Source organism: Synechococcus sp. L2F, assembly GCF_024345695.1.
In the GTDB taxonomy this organism is placed as follows: Bacteria; Cyanobacteriota; Cyanobacteriia; order PCC-6307; family Cyanobiaceae; genus MW101C3.
In genome coordinates, this window is the sequence record NZ_JAGQBP010000001.1 from 357,098 (window position 1) to 376,427 (window position 19,330).

Below are 19,330 nucleotides of genomic sequence, written 5' to 3' on the forward strand. Positions count from 1 at the left end.
GAGTAGTCAGACTTCAACTGTGATCCTACTGCACTTTCCAGCTCACACGGCAAACTGGCCGAATGCACTTCAATAAATGGCTCCATTAAACTGAAGCCATCAGAAGATGAGGCTTAGATTGACAATTCAGCCGAATAGAAATGGGGTGACTGTGCAGAGGGAGCTAGTTGCATGGCTCAATGAGAAGGTCAGAGTTGGAGACTAACAATCGATGCCACCACAAGGTGGTTCGTGCGGGCAGATAACTGGACATGTGCTTGCACAGGTTCATACGAATAGACAACCACTTGTTTTGGGAAAACAAGAGTGGCAATAGTACCAGACTTTCTGGCTGGGCTTAGCAGCATGACCGGTGAGAGTCTGCGTGGCACCTCCACCTCCGCACTTCGGAAGTCTGTGGTCTGAACTGGATATGAGCGATAGCAGAGTGAGCGCTTCTTGGGCATTCATTGACCTCGACACATCGGCCGGCATAGTGCTCGTATGTGTGTAGGCTGAGACGGATTGAAGCTAGGATCACGATTCGGTTGCAGCCCAGTTCAGCCATCGGAATGATCACGTAGACACCTCGGATTCTGCCCATGAAGCCGCCTAGGCAGGGGTAGGGTAGCTTGGATATCATCTGTGACTTGATCTGGCCCCAATGACATCCCTACAGGCGAAGTAACTGCATGAGATTAAGACCTTGGAAATGCTTGGTCCGCATTAAAGAACTACTCTTGGCTAGCCCTGGTTCGAGTTCAGATATAAAACGCCTTTCTGACGTGTCAGTTCGGTCACATAGCGACATATGCTATGCTCCGATGCTAAGCGCAGTTCATGATGCAAGGGTAACGCTTGATGCGTATCAACTTGTATCAAGCCCTGCCAAGGGCACGGTTATATTTCTGCATGGAGGAGGCCTTAGAAAAGGATCAAAGCGTCATATTGCGGGAAAGGATCTATTCTTCAATAGCTTGGGCTTTAACTTCCTTTCCTGCAACTACCCCTTAGTTGCACAATGTACCGACTCTGTCATTGATGAGCAGTTGCTTGCTCTGAAGTCGTTGGACCAATGGGTGAAGACTGAGCTACAGCTCCTATGTCCGGTCAATGACAATGCACCTATTGTCTACTTTGGGCATTCAGCTGGCTCCTATTTGATTGCACTAGGCCTATCCAAGGGGCTCTTTCTCAATCAACACTCATCCTTTATTCTTATAGACTCTGCAGCTTATGACTTGTCAAAGCGCTATAGTGCTGCGAGGCCAAATGTAAAGCAGGAGATCGAACGCTTAGTTGGCTATCGAATGAACGACAGAAATAACCTTGAAGGTCTGATCAGAACCTATTCACCCGTGGATAACATGGCGAGTATGCCGGTTGACTTGACAAGAATCAATGGTGGATGGGCGTATTTGGCCACGACGATGAAGCGTTTTAGCCGTGAGAATTCACTGGTTCTGGCCTCCCTGCTTAGGCAAAAGCTGAAGATGGAAGCTACGGTAAAGTCATACCCATTTGGACATACAGATATATCACGAGAAATTGCAGATCCCAACAGCCAGATTGGGAGGGATCTCACCATTCTATTGAGCAAAGCACTTGATGCTGATGCACCATCAGCAGTCGATAAGATTCACTGACAATGTGTCATGTTGATGGAAAGGACTCCACCTGTCTTCACACATGGGCTACGTTAAGTAATCCCTCTATATGAGTTACAGCAACCGCACATCTCAACCTTCCTGGAGGTGGTGATGGGCCAACGTCCAGCGACGTTAACGCCGCTCCATCCCGGCCACTTTGTCCACCATGGGGCTTGATGGAGCAGAGGTTCCGTCGTTGAAGCGAGCGCGTCTCGCCGCAGGCTCTGCGTAGCAACAGGCTGAGGTCAGGAGGCTGATGAGCTACCGAATCCCCAGAACGTGGACCAGATCACCGCAGAACTGGGCCTTCCGTGGTCAGCTTCGACAAAGTGGAGGAAGGCCTGGCGCCTGCAAGGAGAGGTGGCCATGGCAGCCCAGCAGGTGCTTGAGGGCTGCACAACCACTGACAAACTCACTGTGGTGCTGGAAACCGCTGGGGTGCACCCGCAAAGCTTCTGGGGGTAGACGTACGCCGCTGGGCTCCGTGCCTAGGAACCAGTAGGAAAACCAGCGGCTCAAGGCAGGGCGTAGCAGGATCTCAGGTGGAAGCAGAAGGCTCTGGCTGAAGCGGCAGCGCTGCTCCGCACCTCACTCAAGATTCAGGGCATGTGATGATCTTGATCACCAAAGAGGCCGCTAACGCCATCTGAACCATCGCTCCCTCGAAGGAGAGCAACAGGCAATTTAGTTGATCTGATGGCCCAAGTTGCCTATTCGCCAGTGCGAAAGAGGCCGACCAGAAGGTGATGTGGTGTCAGGACTTGTACAAGCAGCGGCATCGCAACAGCGGAAACAAGATCGGGATGCCACGCCAGCACAGGTGCGGTGATGCAATAGAAAACTCCACCGGGTTGCTGTCTCCCTTCAGGCGCACTAAAGGGTTCCACGCCAGGGTCACACTCAACGCGTGGCTTACTTCTATCAGGAATGGTGTGGATCGCGCGCTGCCGTTGAACATAACCGCCAAACCAGCTACTTTTACGATGGCTGCCTGAATGGAAGCAGTGCAGGCAAGGCATGGATGCTGTCAGCAGGAAAGAGGCAGCCAGTAGTTACGTGTATCAGTTTGTAGCTAGCCGGGAGGAGATAGGAGCAAAAGATAAAGCATGACACAAGTGATCACAACGATCGATGAGCTCACTATTTTCCACTAATTGCTCCCAATACTCTGGGACAAGGCTGCCTGGATTAGAACAGTGTGAGATACTAGCAGAAGGATCGCCCCCCAAGGTGATATCCAACCACCACGACGACCTGCCCTGAATTGGTGAACTATAGTCAAGAGAGTTAACTGGAAGCAGGCTCGAAAGGGTTCGACTCATTGACAACCTCCATTTAGCATGGTCTTTATAGAACCTAGAAGAGGATGGCCCTGCAAGTGTGGGCACAAGCGATGAGTAGTCAGATCGCATGAAATGCGAGAAACGCTCGAAAGAATAACGGCCAACGGATTCAGGGTGATTCAGGACACTGACGATGGTTTCCTTGTTAAGTTTAGCCTTGCATTCGAGTAGCTTCTCATTGATCCAACACCACATCACAAGTGGATCCATAGGAATGTCAGGATCTGACTGTCTAGCGATTGACCACCAAACTAGAAGTGAGTCTAAACCATGAATCGTACTCAGGATGGAAGAAGCATAGAAGAATGGATCCCTGAAGATGTAGATAAACTGTGAACGTGGGAAACTATTCTGAAGCTGCAACACTGCATCAGGGTACAGGGACAGACTGAATGAAGGATCGAAGATGCGACTTGTGGTCTTAGCTAGGAACCGTCCGTAGGTGTCGGAGAATGTGTCCCTAGCATACATAGTACCAATGTCGTGGTACGCCGCTTCAAGCTGATAAGGTTCCAACCCACCATAAACAACACATGACAGGGCCCGAAGCAGACCATCATCAATGCTATAAAGATCAAGTGGAGACTGAAGGGACTTTAACAGTTGAGGCATTCCCCTTAATGGGAGATGCGTATGTGGAAGACCAATGTGCCCCAGTCTTTCAGTTTTCCTGCAGAAGGTTAGAGCACCACCTCTAGGGGCACTGATTACGAAGGTTAATCGCTGATAGTCCGAGGATGCAGCAATGGAATGAGATGCATCTTTCACCACGTTGATGATGGGTGACATTGACTCTAAGGAAGAAGGGACCAAAGGTCTACATTGACAAATCTGGTAACTGGGGCCAAGAGATTGAATAGAATGCAGGTAAATCCTACGTCGATCTTGGCATACCCTTTCGAACCAATGAAGTTAGTAGGTAGGCTTTCCTCAAGCTGAATTTGAAGTTCAACATATTGAAGACCATCAATTTCAACTGTAGTAGGACTGATCGACGAAACTCTACCCTTGAACTCTTCATTGGAAACCGAGTATAATCTTAGTATGCATGGAAGTGTAGTGCGTACTCGTGCACGGTCATACTCAGGAATCAATACTATAGTCTGAGTCAATGGCTGCGCCTTTACTGTCACGATGGTTTCACCAGTAGTTACAGTTCTACCAAGCAGTGCCCTGGTGTTAGAACTAATTACGCCATCAAACGGCATTGTGACCACTAGCTTTGCTAATCGTGAGTCAATAGCTTCTAAGGCAATTTTACCGACTTTGAGGCTGCTCTCGGCAGCGCTCAATTCATCCATTGCATTGGAAAGCTGTTCCTCAGAATTTATATCTTGATCAATCTTCTGCTTGCGTCGTGCAACAATAACATCTGCATTTGCTGATTTTAGCTCACTCCTTGCACCCTCAAGTTCGCCTGTTAGAGCAGCTTGCGTGGATAGAAGATTTTGGAGCTGAAACTCACTTATCGCGCCAGACTTCGTCAATGATCTAAGCTTTTCTATTTGATCATCCTGTATTCTGATCTGATTCTCAAGGGCACGCACCCGAGATTGAGACTTTTGTACCATAGCTCTTGCACTTAAGAGCTCTTCGTTACGATTATCACCTTCAAGTTTGATGCTTCCTGTTTTAATGGAACGGATAAGAGACTTCTTAGTACGTATATCGGATTCTAGCTTTGAGATAAGCTGAAGTTGTTGGCTACGCTGTGTGCTCAGGGTTGGAGAAAAGAGTTCTAGAATCTTAGATCCCTTGTCCAAAATGGCAGAAGATGGGCCAACCTGGAAGATAGACCTTACTGTCGCAGCCTCAGTTGCACGAATGTCAAGTGCCTCACCTTCAGTTACGTTTGCTGATCCCGTCACAGATGCACTGAATGGGAACAGAAATATAACAACCAAAACGAACGGAAGGAAATACCTACTTTTAAAAGTATTGGTAATTCTATTATGAACTGAAACAGATGAAAGAGTTGAGCTGGAAACAACAATAGATTCTGTAGTTTGCGGCCCACTGGAACTTGGCAGCAATGCTGGACCATTGGTTGCTCGATTGATTGATCTGTCCGGCCTTCCCTCGACCCTCTTGTTGATTAACTTGGTAATAACAGTAAGGTAAAGAAAGCGAATAAGAAGAAGCGTTAGAGCTAGCCTGACGATCAGGGAAGTCCAGTGGCCTGCAAACGTTGGGATTTCGGCAGCAATGTTTGGAATTAGTATAAAGTAGAGAATGCAAAGCTTGATAATAAAAGCCAGTAAAAGCGTGCAGAGGAACAGAATACTGTTGACATCTGAACGAGAGATAGAAATACTCTTAAACCGCCCATGAAAAAGATGAGAAAAGATAGTTAGCGTTCTTTTGGCCGATATCTTCAGATAATTCTTTGGCATGAGTCCAAAGAATTCCAAGAGCCTTCTGCCTGGAGTATTGCGTACAGGAATCAAAAGGATTATCATGCTAGCAAGAGAACCTTGTATGATTGCAACCAGTATATTTAGACGAGAAAACGGAGAGGAATCAGGTATTGGCGTATAAACATAAAGGAAGAGTATAGAGAGAATAACAAGATATGATCTAATCAGAAGTGGCTGGGCGAGTAAAATGAGTTCTTCAAGTTTGCTTGCTGACTGCTTAATAGCTTTGGCGCTTTGCTCCTTCGCGAGCCTTGGCAAGAATCCCCACTTAAGCCTAAGATACAACTTTTGATCATCTATATTCATTGAGTATGTCGACAGAATCGACACCATAACGCTTATCAGGTTAATAACAATTAACATGATAAATAGCCGTGATAGCCCAGTTAACGGGTCTGATCTTTCGGCGATCAATACACCTAAAGGCTTGACCCCAAAATAAAAACTATGGATTGTGCCTATAAAGAGAAGAGCAACCAGGGGGAAAAGCCAAGCTTGAAGCCGGATCAGAACCCGCGGGGGCCTTAACAGCCCTCGAGACGTAATCCAGCCAAAGCTAACAAGCAAGATCTTTCGATCCTGGAGTTGGGATGGTGGCTGATGGTGATCATTCGCTGCCCCATTCAGCTGATTTGAATGACCATTAAGTTCATTGGCCTGCAGAATATTCGTGGAGGCTTGTGCTGAAAGGGTTGGAGCTTCAACGGAAAGCAAGATTCCGTGCGTGCACAACCAGTTGAGATAGTCATCTCTAGTAATTCCAGCACGAGTTGCTCCAAAGAACTCTGAACACTTCTCATATAGATCGTCAAACAAGCCATCTCTTGAATTAAAATCAGAAATAGCTTCCCACTCAGAGGCTGATAACTTTAGCGAGGTTGTTCGGTCCCCGAAATACAATCGATACTGGCCTTCAACCAATGGAGAAGTTCGTATCGAAGGATTAACACGATAACAGTTATTATCAACAACGATCATTGGAGTGGGAAGATGGGGAGGTATGAATGGAGGATCTAGAAATCCTCATCAACTGAATCGAGGACAGTAGATTGATTGAAGGTGGTATCAACTGCTTGGATACCTGAAACCCTAAGCTTTTCAAGTTTGCTTGACAGATCTTGAATCAGTTTCTGACAACGAGTCTTCTGATCTTCTACTGTCAGACTTGATGGATCAATAGGTGGTACTGAAGGAGCATCCTCATGAGCAACTGACTTTGATGCTGCCATCAAACTAGTAAGAGCGAATTCATAATCACCCTCTTGGTACTGAACTTTGCCCCAACAGTAATTGAATCGGGGACTGTTGCTGTTCTGTACCCTTGTAAGCTCATCCTTAGCCGCACTATACTCGGCAAGATCAATGTAGCATTCTGCTGCATCAATAGATAGACGCTCCTTCAGCTTCGATGGGCATTCATCATTATCAGCTGTACGAAGAACCGCGAGACCACGGACTTTATTTCCTTGAGCAATAAGGATTTCTCCCAACAAAATCTGTGAATAATGGTTCTTTGGATCAAGCCTCAAGCAGTTGTTAAGATTACGCTCACAGTCATCGAGTTGTCCTAGTTGAAGCTGAGCCAAGGCAAGCATTCTACGAAGCTTGGTATCGTTTGGATTCTCAAGAACTGCGTGACGCAAGATACTGGCAGCATTAGTATAATCGCCAAGCTGCTGGAGAAAAGATGCTAGTGCAGTAACGTCCGACTTTTTGGAAGACTTCTGCTGAAGAGCTCTGTTCGCATATTCTTGAGCAAGAGTTGTATTGCCTTCTTGAAGCCTAAGCTTACCAATCCGAGAAATCAACCGAATATCATCAGGTGCAAGTGAAAGAGCCTTCTCAAGGTGAGCCATTGCTACGGCTGTATCACTTTCTGACCGTGCAATTGCGGCCATGGCAACGTGGTAAGGCGAATAGAGCTCACCATCAGGTACGCCGGCCAAGATCCGCCTGGCTTCAGGGAAGTTCTTTTCTTTGAGGATCAAAGAACGAACTTGCTTGAAGGTGGACTTCAAGTGACCTGGAAGCACAAGAGCCATAATAAAAACCATGAGCAATTGCACAGTAGCATGATTTTCATGCTGAGGTCAACTGCGTATGAGCGCGCCCTCACCTATGAAGCTACAGCAGTGACGTGATTCGCAGTTTCCATACACCTAGCTGAAATGGTTAGCATCATGGATGTGCATGCATAGGCTGACGAGTCACCTGCATTGTTGCGAACGGAATGCCATATCCATCCACTTGTGATAGCGCCTTGGCCATAGAATCAGGCCCATCCCAGTGTAACGCACACATGCGCACGACGGAGTTTCCGATGGATCTGTACGACGACAATCAATGCATGATATGATTTTGAGCGTAGAAAGGAACTATAGGTTTTCCGCGAGATCCCAACACTGTATAGTATAACCTAACATCTGAAGTTCTCAGCATTAGGTTGCCACTTGGTAATCGCATTGACGTGACTAAATACAAGCCAAACGCAGGTGACCTACTCTTGATGCTGATGGATCTCTTCGAAGCTTCTATGCAGTGGTCCCAACGTTATGCATTAACAGGTGAATCTGATCAAGCAAGGCGCCAACAACAGGGACGTTCATTCAGCAAAGATCCAAACCATTGCAAGATCTTTAAACGATGCAAAATATCAAGAGTTCTACCTTAAACATCCTGGACTCTTTGGTATGACTTACAAGCTCCACCATTTTAGGCCAAATGCTATCGAAAAGAGTATCCGACAGCACATGGGGAACTGATGGGGGTCAGTAATGTCCTGAATGTCTACGAGTTGATGATCTTCTTTCGCGCGGTCCTCTTCTCCTTCAAACACAGATGTTCGGTACACAAGCTTTCCTGAGTGGTTGCCAAATCGCCTGGGGAATGGGTGCATGATTTCTGACAACAATCAGCCCAGAGTTGGAACTCAATCAATGAATGCTTGGCACTGTACAAATTCTTGAACTACAGCAATGTGCTCTTGGGAAGGTTAAGCAAATTTAGAATCATTGGATGTGTATCCCTTGAAGCCAGGTTGCTTGTCTGATGTTCAAGATCTTGATCATAACCTGCCAGTATTCCATACTAGGATTCAGAAGGCACTCAAAAGTCCTAAGCCATTCAACATCAGCTTCATGTTCATCCTTTTCCTGCCAGGTAGCTTCCGCCGCAGCTCAGACTACCTCTGGTTGAGTACGTGCTTAGCTGATAGTGGTGACTACTACTTTGTTGACTATCCATTATCTTCCACTGTAGCAAAGCTGAATTCCGAGTTCTTTGATTCTGACTCGCTTCTTCAGGTACGGCGTGAATTCATCTATGGCAGCGCTTCCCAGCCGAACTCAAAGCTTGGCATCGCCTATGAAGAGTCGATCATGGGAACGTTTCTTACTCAAGTAAGGCAGCATCACGGCTTCCATCTATCCGAGCGAGACATCCTTCTTCAAACACTGGTCGTAGGCCATAGCCAGGGAGCCGGTCATGCAGCAGTGATGGCTATTGACTTCGAACTCTGCGGTGTTCTGCTTATCGCCGGGCCTGCTGATTCCTATCAGCAGTTTCCATCTGAATGGACGGGGATGAAGGTAACCACTCCTAGCAGTCGACTCCGAATGTTTCTTCATGCTGAAGACAGGCATGCAAGGATGTGCTTGCATCATGCGACGATGTTGGGTTTGAAGAGAATTGATGTGCTTACTTCGTCGACCTCACTAGAGGACATCCTGCTTAGTCAGGTTGTAATTGACACAAGGCCACTCCCCCCGTTAAAGTCCCATGACTGTCTTACATTAGATACGGAAATGAGAGATGACCTCAACAGCCTCTACCTCACAGGCGTTATTAGGCATTATCAGGCGCATCTTCGTTCAGTAAGTTCCAGGCTTGAGCTCTCTCGTGTTGACTCCTTACCGGCTGCTTCGTTATGATTGATCTGATTCCAACCAGTTCAGCCTCCTCTATGTCGTCTATCCAACGCGATTCTAACGTTAATCAAGAACTAACTCTTTTGCCTGGCTTGGATGGCGACGAGGTCACTTCCCAACTGGAGGCCCTCATGGAGCTTGTCAATCTTGATAGCACAGTTGCAGGCCGTGAAAACAGTCTCGAATACAATACATTTACTCAGATTGTTTCACTCACGCACAAGGACACGGCAGAACCTATTATTGATGTATCGGAAGGCGATGACGGTGAGCACGACGTCGCGCCACAGCCAGCAAGCTCTGAACTCGTAACAGAACCGTTTACCGAAATGGAATCTGAAAATGCTCACAAGGCATTGTTCAGCTTTCTATTTGAACCCAGTGAATCTTCACAGGACTGTGAATCAACAGAATTGGTCCTTTCTGATGACCTAGTAGAGGATCTCCAGAATTTAAAAGATAGGATGCAGCATCGCTACAATGTGATTCGGCGTAATCTCTTTAGCAGTGTAAATGGTCATGGTTGAACCTATTTTTTTGCTGAGTCCTCCTCGGTCTTTCTCTTCGGTCGTTTCATCTATTCTCGGACAGCATCCAGAACTCTATTGCTTCCCCGAGCTACACCTGCTTTATCGAGATGACATCGGGCATCTACTATCCAATAAGTCAAATATTAAGTATGCAAGATTTGCACCAAGTGGACTTTTGAGAGCCATCGCTCAAGTTCATGAAGGCAAGCAAGATAGTGCTGCCTGCAGCCGCGCTTGGATGTGGCTTGTTAACAATCAGTCAATGACTAGCAAGGAACTTTTTGAGTATCTCTGCCAACCATTTTATCCTAAGGCTTGCATCGAAAAGTCTCCGCCGAATACCAAGACAATTGATCGCATGGTCAGGTTATTCAAGTTTTATCCAAATGCCAGATTCATTCACTTGACACGAAGTGTTGTTGGAGCTTCAAAGTCCTTGAAGGAGTTCTTCGAATTTCGACGCACAGTTCATAGTCCTGCCGCAGGACATCCAATGGTCAAGGAGAACTATGCATTAATGTGGTATGCAATGCATCGAAACATCCTGAAGTTTCGCTCCATTGTTCCACCGTCAAACTTCCTTACAGTTAGTGGTGAAGCAATTCTGTCTGATCCAAGAGTAGTTCTTCCTCAGATCTGTCGCTGGCTTGGTGTTTCAAGCGATAGCTCATGTATTGATGCGATGCTCAAGCCTGAAGAATCACCCTATGCCTTTTATGGTCCACGCATGGCACCTTGTGGCAATGATCCTAAGTTCATTACTAATCCGGAATTTAGGCAAATGAAACGCAAGAAATATTCTCGTGAGGTTGTTCGAGAGTTTCTCGCGTCAAATGGTAAGCCTGCCTTTACTAGCTACTATTTGAACAAGCTTGACGATCAAGATGCTATTGCTCGCTTAAAGTCATGGGACTTCTCCATGCTTGAACTGGTTATGGACATGGAGGCACAGCTTGGATACGCTTAAACAGTTAAGACTTCTTTCCGTTTCGCTTCCTATTGGAAGTCATGAGACGTGCCAAATTCTGGCTGGCCATCATTCCCCCAATGGGGTGGGACTTTGGATTATCCTTTCCTCAGACTCTTCTCGCAAGCTTGTCTACTGTACACCTTCACATTCAGATTCCTACTTTGTTCTCCCCTATAACTTCCTATACTTAGGTTCATCCTCAAATGGTCAGCTCTTTTTTCTTGCTGATGGTACTGAATCTGCCGCTCCAATCCTGTATGTTATCAGTTACCAACCTAATTCTGGTATCGCCGTAACCAAGACGGATCTGCATCTTGATCGTGACCAATGGGCCAGACTATTTGAGATCTGCCAATCGCATAAACCAGGATCTACCGATTCGACGCTTCATGACTCTCCGTTGCTGCATGACAACGTCCTAAACGAGTCAACCTATCCAAGCCTATTTGTACCCTACCATAGCCTACGTGATGTTCTCCTCGTAAAAGCCGTCCTTCAGCAGGGAGCATTTGAACTCACGTCCAAAACGGCACTATTGACTGCCATTAAAACAGTGAGGGCCATGTATCCCAATCTCACAGTTGTGGATGCTGTCGAGATTGGAAGTGACGTTGTTGCAGTTGTTGCAAACGACTCTTCGATCAGAACACTCAGTTGTGGCGTTGAGTCCCGGCTATTCATATGCAATGGCTCACCCACTCCCAGTCTTGTACTTGGACGCCCTATCTTCTCAATCGACAACAGACTATCAATATCTCCTGAATCGTCAAATCTGATTTACCCTTCATTGGGCCTGGTGCTGGCATCACCCTCCAGCGTCTCAACCACGCCACCAAAGGAGGCTGCGCCCTCTTTCAATGTCTACTCAATCAATTATACGACTTCATCACTATACTTCTCCGACGACTCTGGATCTACATTCACCCTTAGCGGCAGCATGGTCCATCACAATAGCGACCTTGTTCCAACGTTAACTCATCACTTGGATGATTCGCAAACTCTCATCTTTTCTTCTCGTCTTGACAGATCAGAAGTCTATTTCATAGACTTCTGATCAGCTGCGGCTCATTTACCTTGGATATCAAAGAGCTAGTCGCGTTAGGATACTCCCGCATCTATTCCTGAAGCCCCCACTTTCAGGAATGATGGCGCCCCCCACAATCTCACTCCCGGGGGTGAGGGACAAGACCAATGTGTCCTTACAGCGAGGCCGTCTAGCTGCAGTCTTCTGCGCAGCAGGGTGCTGATGTCAGGAGGAGATGGTGCCCGCCTCCGAGAAGGAGGCAGAAGGCTAGGGCGCTGTCGACAGTTCACGTTGTGCTCGAAACCGCTGGTCTCAACGACATCGAGCCCGGCGCCTACGGCCGGGAGGTCGGCATTTCCCTGCGCACTCTCAAGCGCTGGCGGCGTGCCGTCCTGGGTGGTGGGGACGGTCAGGACCACCGCAAAAGCAGCCCCCGCAATAACGCTCACCGCCTGAGCAAGGAGGAACACCGGCAGAACCTGCTCACTTCCCATCAGCCCGAATACGACTCGCTGCCACCAGGACAAATCATGCCCGCAATGGCGCGGATCAGGACCTATTCAACTCCTCCGGAGAACACTTCGTCTTCGGCTCCGAGTCCAGCCGTTACTGGGTGCTGCGCGCGCATGGTCGGGCCCATCGCTGAGCCGTACACAACAGTCATAGGAGCCACGGCCCGGTGCCGCGGCTGCGAGCGTATCGATCCATTGCTGTGTGGTCGTAAGACATCACCTGTCTGCCCACCACGGTGCGGGGTGTGGCTGTTTCTCTACCTGGTGATCGACGTCTGGAGCCGCTGGTTCTGCACGCTGACCACAGCAACGCCTTGCCGCAGACTTCTCGCGAAGATGGGCGGCACCACAACACGCTCAAGTTCGTACCACCCCATCAGTGGCATAGCGACCAGGCACTGATTGCAGCTACCACGTCCGCGGCAGAAACGTGTTCCATCCTGTGAACCAGCAAATCTGCCAATCTTGTCATTGATGCTAAAAGCTGGGTGTCAATGATGCACTCAATCGATGGGATGCGATTCAATGCATGAGAGATTCGGATGGCATGGATCTTTTGGGTTTAGGGGAAATGGATAGTTCATGTGGGTGAACTGTCGCGCAGCTAACATCAGCATCCGTGATTCCATCAAACCAAGAATCATCAGTGGAACGCAAAGGCTCCATAGCCACAGCGATCACCCAATCGCTGGAGACAAGTCCCTCTCCGGCGAAGCTCAGCGTTGAGAAGGAGGCAGTAAAAGAATATGGAAGACCGCTAATCACGGTGCAGTCCGCAGGAATATCGATGGAAAGCAAGCGGAAATCCGCCTGTACAACTGCTCCACCAAAAAGCTTGAATCCGGCTTCGTATATTGCCCAGACACAACAACAATACTGATCCATCTGCCAATGATGTGGCGGGATGGGGAGCGGCCAGCGCATAAAGGCAAAGATGGCTGTCCAATCATGCCCAGAGATGTGTTCAATATCGACACCAAATGGCTGACTATCAGTAATGCCAACGAGAACCAGGCCTTTGGAATGGGAAACAGAAACATGTAACTCGTTGAGAATCGCCTGATGCAGATAGAGTTTTGGTGGACGAGCTGGGAGACCATAGAGGGAAAGCTCTTTAGCGGCAACAGGGGACAACTGAAGCCATCTCCATAGCAATAACTTAGCGGCAAGCCGGCTAGTAACATAATCAGAAACTCTTGAAGGGTGATTACATGCCGACAGATATCTCTGCTCGCAAGAAGATAGATACTTGTGAGAGAGTTGTTTGCTCAAGAATGGGTCAACTGCCCGTACAAGCATTAGTTGCACTGATCAATCAACCTGACTGAAGATTTGCTTTGAGGTGGCATCAGCGCTAGCCAGAATCGCCATGATGGTTCGGCTGTGCTCCAGCAGCAGCTGCTGCTGCAAAGCTGGATCCTCCTGTGAGCCAACCAATTCGGAAGAGTGGGAATGAAGGGCAGAAGCCCGGATGCCAGGTGAATTTGATTCAACAGGAGAAGGAATGGACTTCTCCTCCTCGATAGGTATCAATTGGGCTGTTGACGCCTGCCGATCTGTGTTGGCAGCAGTCGGGGAATCCGTAGACAGGGAAGCAAGAAACTCCTTGAGACCTGTGGAGTTGTACTGAGGGATCTCGGAGAGAACTGAAACAGCAGCGGCAGGCCTCGTCACCATCGTCAAGCCAGTCCTATAGCGCTCAATAAAGAGGCCATCGAGAGCATCAAGGTCTAGGTCTAGACCAGACGTCCATAAGGTTGCTATCGATTGCAGGAAGGCAGTGGTGCTGTCTTTACGAGAGGTGCCGAGCGAGACGGCGACGATATCAGAGCATTCAGAAAGAGCTTCTTTAGTGTAACTAGTCAACGTTGTATTAGGACCCAACTCAACAAAGTACCTAGCTCCATCGGCATACATATTCCGAATTGTCTCCTCGTATCTAACAGGATTAACCCACTGGTCAATGAAGATGCGTGTGCCCTCTTCATAGTCATTGGGATAAGGCTGAGTGGTCAGGCAGCTGTACACAGTTGCATGCTGAGGCTCAATCCTTATCGAATGAGGGAATTGGCGGTAGAGCTTTCTGTGTGTTTCAGCTCCTTGCTGAAAATAGCGAGTATGATAAGGCCGTGTTAGAGGAGTTGGCAACAGAGATCCACCTGCGGCGAGCACATTCTCCTCAAGCTCCTTGCTGAAGGCAGCCTCAGAAAAGACAATACGCTGCGAGCGACAATTATCTGAAATGAGTGACCATTCTCTACGACGTTCAAGGATCTCCTTTAGCTGGGTAGATTCAAGACCGGAAATGGCAAACGTAGATCCTTCGGGAAACTCATCGATTGAATCTGCCTGAGAAAAGAAATCATGAATCTGCCTTACTCTCGTCCGAAGGTCGTCTTCGTTCTTCATTGTGGTAAGACTGCCTGAAAGCATTACTGCATTCGATTCTCCTTGGCTATGACCAATAAGCTGGTCAGGCCTAAGTCCAATCCGAGAGGCAATCTCGTAGAAAGACATCAGGCAAGCAGCTATGATTTGCGTGGCCGAGTCTTGGGCAAAAAGAAGTTCCATTCGCTTTGCATTGGCCGATTTAGCACAATCAAGATCTGCGTTCGGCATACTGGTAACCAAGCCTAGTGAAATATCCCGATCCAAGGCTCCGTCCATGAAGCTGTACCAATAGGAAAAGAGATCAATACTCTTTGTGAGATCACTAAGCATTTCTGGAGACTGAACACCTTCTCCAGGAACCAGAAATGCAACCTTACCCTTTGAGCTTGTCGACTCCGAATAGATAAAGTTACGTCCACGATGTCCCTGAGAAGATGGGTTGCCACCTAGCCAAGCAGATGCATCCTGCAACCCTTCACTGAGTTTCATGAGTGACGGCGCAAAGACAACGAGCCTGAGCGAAGCCTCTGCGGTCTGCTCCTTGGCAGGCGATCTGCGGATGAGAACCGCCTGCTGGATCTCATCAACATCAATGTCAGCGATCAATGACTGCAACTCGGCACGGGAGCTTGCCTCCAGAAAGGCTGCTCGACCAATCGTGGTATAACCATGCTGCTTGTACTGAAGCAACCCACGGTACGTTCTTCCAGACAGATCAGTTGCAAGGGGGGCCCCTGAATTCTCAGCGGTATCGGGAGTGTTTGAGACTTGGTATGGGAACAGAACTACTGGGGACGAATTTCGTTGATCAGGGGCGGTAAACTCCTGAAGAAGTAAGTGGCCGTTAATCCCACCAAAGCCAAACGAATTGATGGCAGCCACACGTGGCTTGGATGGTGAATGCACCCAACGCCGCAATGTGCGATTGATATAGAATGGAGTTGAATGGTCAGCAACAGCCTCTAACGGATCCGGGCAGATCGAAGGAGGAATTAGCCTGTTCTGCAAAGCAAGAGAGATTTTGATAATGCTAGCCACCCCCGATGCGGGTATCGTATGGCCGATCAATGACTTGATTGATCCAATGGCAATGGTTGAAAGACCACGATGACAATCACCAAAGACCTCAAGCATTGAGGATAGTTCTGTGTTGTCGCCATGGGGGATTCCTGTTGCATGAACCTCCACCAAGGAAACATCCGACGGCTCAAGGCTACATTTTTCGTAGGTCCGTTTCATCGCGACGACTTGTCCTTGGCGGTTTGGAGCCAACAGCCCTTCGCCCTTTCCATCACTGGCCAGTGCAACTGACCGAATGATGGAATAAATCGTATCTCCAGACTGCACCGCATCCTCAAGGCGTTTTACTGCGACAAAGCCCACACCTTCGGAAAGAAGCGTTCCGGATGCGGATTTTGACATCGGGAAAATACCCTCTTCAGACAAAGCATTAATCGTGCAAAATAACTGGTAGATAGGAAAGTTCATTGTTGCCTGGACACCACCGACCAACATCAAGTCGGCATCGCCAGCGTCCAATTGCTTGATTGCATGATCAATTGCAATCATGCCAGACGTACATGCGCCATCCACAAGGTAATTCGGGCCAAGGAGGCCAAGCCTGTTGGCGATTGTTCCAGAGACTACGTTGGATATCAGGTTTGGTGTTATAGCCGGATCAGCAACCAACTCATAGGTCGATGAAAGGAGTGAGCGTAGCTGCTTTCTGCGCTCACCTTTAAGAACAGCACCGACAGAATCAGCAAGAACATCAATAAAATGCTCCATGATCATGCCGTTCATCAACGCCCCTACGATGCCTCGATGAGGATGGTCACCCATCCCAACCACCACACCTGTACGCTCATGAGGAATCCAATCCGGCGCACGTCCGCGCAACCCATCAGCCATGGCCTCGGCGGCCACTTGCAGGCAGAGATACTGAGATGGGTCTCCTTCAACTAGGTTAGGAGGGAACGCAAACCGAATGGAATCAATCCAGCTGTTATTAGCGATAGATCCATACTTCTTTGTATAGATCGTAGAGTATGATTCGCGCGGATTTGATCTATCTTGGAATTGATTATAGTAAGCCCTAGACCAAGAATCGCTCATTTCTGTCAGAAGTGATTCACCCCTGACGAGTGCATCCCAGTATGATGAAGTATCTTTGATTCCCGGATATCTGCAAGCCATGCCTACAATTGCGTAGCCCTGCATAGAAACCTTGTGACTCATATCAGGCTAGCATGAGTATGTCCAGACGGGACTGTGGGAACACCGCCAAAACACGGAGACAACATGGCGGGGGGCAGATAGCGTAGGTCTTACCGCAAGACGTACTGAATGGTCCGAATGAGAGCAGGAACCCTGACGTAACCATGACTTCTCCGTCTCCATTCGTGGCAGGAGGGGATGGCCAGGCCCAGCGATGCGTTTACACGAGGAGTGACCTGGTTAAGGCTCTCGGTAGTCAATTCATCGCGATACAGCAAGCCAACAGCTATTCCTAGCAGAATCACTAAAATGTGAAAGTCATCTTGGTTACCAATCATTGAAATCATGCTGTTGACTGGCATCGATTCAACCGTGCTAGGCCAAGCAAAATGACAGGGCCCATGCCGGTAAACCTCAACAATCACAGGAGCATGCTGATGCCTTCGCTGGCCAACTTGATCTGACAAGTGGTCAAAGCCATCGCCTCAACCCAGGCCATCTCTATGGTATCTGGGTCAGTTCAGCCTGGGTTGGTTGAGCCCATGGACCAGATGATCTGTGACCTTGCCACAGATACTGCGGTGCAGGAAGTACATAGGAGAAGATGAAGGGTGGTGCAGATAACCAGTGACTCCACCAGACCGTTCGATTGACCTTTAGTCATTGTAATCACAAGCCCGTGAAGGACTCATCAAGTCGAGTAGGGAGACAACACCGAGAATGATGTTGCTTCGATGTAGACTGATAAGAAAGGCCCTTTCCAGCGGCTGGCCTTTACCTATCAGTTATCGGCGTTATCTCATCGCTTGAGAAATGCAAGGATGGCCGCTCCCGTCGTACTGCCAGGCTTTCCGATGCTGGTATGCATTGCCTTATGATCATACCCATGAGCCGAAAGGGATGCATTGAAAGCGGAACATCCATTCAGCGTATTGGCGAATGACCTGATTTCGGCTTGCTGACTCTTGGGACGTTGCGTTGAATACATGATCATCACATCGGTGGCTGATGACTCTTTCGGGCATGATGATTTAACAAGCTGAGCGGGAACCCATTTGGCGATAGTAGAGTTCTTACCTGAGCCACTTACGGCTTTCTTACCAAAGATAATCGCCAGACTGTCCTTGTATCTTCCAACTTTACCCGTGTACCAGTTCGAGTCATTCAGAATAAACTTCTGATATGCATCTGCTGACGTTCCATACTGTGGACTAGTGGCAAGAAGCGATGCCAGGTATGCACCTGCTGAATGTCCCATGATGGCAGCATCATTCATCGAGCATGATGGGTTGACCCTTCCAAGATTGCCCTTGAGCCATGCAGTGGCAGAAGACAGTGCAGACATTTGCTGCTCGATCAGACCTGGGATGGGACGCCCGTAGACTGGATAATTGAGTGAGACAAGGCAAAAGCCATTACGATTAAAGAGTTCCGGCATAGAGCCGACGCTCCTCTTATCTCCTCTCATCAGAGAACCTCCGTGAACATAGACTAGTGTCGGGCATGGACGTCCGGAAGTTTGCTTGCATGGATAGATATCAAGCTTGTTACTGCCAATTGGAGCGCCCGAGATCAATGGAGAGTAAGCAGTTCCACTCGTCGACACATTGACTGGTTTGGATGCTGCTGATTGCCTTTGTCCCTCAACGCGACGCTTGAATGGCCGTGCCATGGCACAACTTGAGAGCATCGTATCCATCAGAAGAAACGCTGTCAGCATCAAAAGATGGAACCTCAGCTTTCTTGGTGACTTACCAGAAGAAACTGCGGGCAATACAGAAGGTTGATTGGCAGCAGCGGCATTGAAAGAGCTCGACTGTGGGGCCATGTATGGGTGTGCCTCAATACGTGAATGGTCAGAACTTGTCATAACTAAATCTTCCATGTGATCACCCTTGATGTGCGCCATTACGGTGTTCAATGCGAACTCGGACATCCTGAGCATCCTACAGGGCTTGGCGAAATGCACCATAGAAGTGGCTTCGATGAGTCATCCGATCGATGCGTGTGGACATCTGCCTCAACCCTTGATCTTCAACCCTGACACCTTCTCTCGCAGTCACTTTCAGGCAACGACAGCTGCAGAAGGATCCACAATGGCTGACACGGTTCTGGTTTTCGGTTGGTCTTGGTCACAGCTCCGCCACGACAGACACATTGCGGTCACTTTCACCACGAACAACTCCTCCTCAATCCACATTCACTACCAGTATTGACTTTCTTTGTGGGGCGTGGTTAGAAACTGAACAATGTGCCGCCAGCCTTGACGATAACGTCGTGACAACTGTCACTCCTGGGCTGCTCTCCAAGCTTCCCAGGGCAAGGGTGCTGCCAGAATCCGTATCGGCTCTTCTGGCGGCTTCTTGATCCAC

9 protein-coding genes are annotated in these 19,330 nt (G+C 48.4%); 4 read left to right on the forward strand and 5 right to left on the reverse strand.

Annotated features, from left to right (window positions below):
* Positions 1–803: 803 nt before the first annotated feature.
* Positions 804–1,625, forward strand: coding sequence for a hypothetical protein (locus KBZ19_RS01745; RefSeq protein ID WP_255099521.1), 822 nt, complete (start codon positions 804–806; stop codon positions 1,623–1,625).
* Positions 1,626–3,765: 2,140 nt separating this feature from the next.
* Here KBZ19_RS01745 and KBZ19_RS01750 read toward each other — a convergent pair.
* A complete protein-coding gene (locus tag KBZ19_RS01750) occupies positions 3,766–6,309 on the reverse strand; it encodes an HlyD family secretion protein (RefSeq protein ID WP_255099522.1) in 2,544 nt (847 codons plus the stop codon).
* Positions 6,310–6,401: 92 nt separating this feature from the next.
* Positions 6,402–7,406 carry a lipopolysaccharide assembly protein LapB gene (locus KBZ19_RS01755; protein WP_255099523.1) on the reverse strand — a complete coding sequence of 335 codons (1,005 nt, stop codon included), beginning with the start codon at positions 7,404–7,406 and terminating at the stop codon, positions 6,402–6,404.
* A gap of 1,119 nt (positions 7,407–8,525) precedes the next feature.
* On the opposite strand from KBZ19_RS01755, the gene KBZ19_RS01760 reads away from it, so the two are divergent.
* The 3 genes from KBZ19_RS01760 to KBZ19_RS01770 are packed head-to-tail and all read left to right on the forward strand — an operon-like array spanning position 8,526 to position 10,811.
* Complete coding sequence (locus KBZ19_RS01760; RefSeq protein WP_255099525.1) at positions 8,526–9,317, forward strand: hypothetical protein; 792 nt, start codon at positions 8,526–8,528, stop codon at positions 9,315–9,317.
* Positions 9,314–9,841 (forward strand): hypothetical protein, encoded by a 528-nt coding sequence (locus KBZ19_RS01765; protein WP_255099526.1) that lies wholly within the window; start codon positions 9,314–9,316, stop codon positions 9,839–9,841. The genes KBZ19_RS01760 and KBZ19_RS01765 overlap by 4 nt, the downstream gene beginning before the upstream one ends.
* Positions 9,828–10,811 carry a sulfotransferase gene (locus KBZ19_RS01770; protein WP_255099527.1) on the forward strand — a complete coding sequence of 328 codons (984 nt, stop codon included), beginning with the start codon at positions 9,828–9,830 and terminating at the stop codon, positions 10,809–10,811. Before KBZ19_RS01765 ends, KBZ19_RS01770 begins: the two co-directional genes overlap by 14 nt.
* A gap of 2,061 nt (positions 10,812–12,872) precedes the next feature.
* Here the strand turns inward: KBZ19_RS01770 and KBZ19_RS01775 are convergent.
* From KBZ19_RS01775 to KBZ19_RS01785, 3 genes are all read right to left on the reverse strand, one after another.
* Positions 12,873–13,484, reverse strand: coding sequence for a hypothetical protein (locus KBZ19_RS01775; protein ID WP_255099528.1), 612 nt, complete (start codon positions 13,482–13,484; stop codon positions 12,873–12,875).
* A 177-nt stretch (positions 13,485–13,661) separates the two neighbouring features.
* A complete protein-coding gene (locus KBZ19_RS01780) occupies positions 13,662–16,979 on the reverse strand; it encodes a beta-ketoacyl synthase N-terminal-like domain-containing protein (protein ID WP_315856311.1) in 3,318 nt (1,105 codons plus the stop codon).
* 778 nt (positions 16,980–17,757) lie between these two features.
* Positions 17,758–18,894: an alpha/beta hydrolase gene (locus tag KBZ19_RS01785; protein WP_255099530.1), complete on the reverse strand. Its 1,137-nt coding sequence runs from the start codon at positions 18,892–18,894 to the stop codon at positions 17,758–17,760.
* Positions 18,895–19,330: the final 436 nt, after the last annotated feature.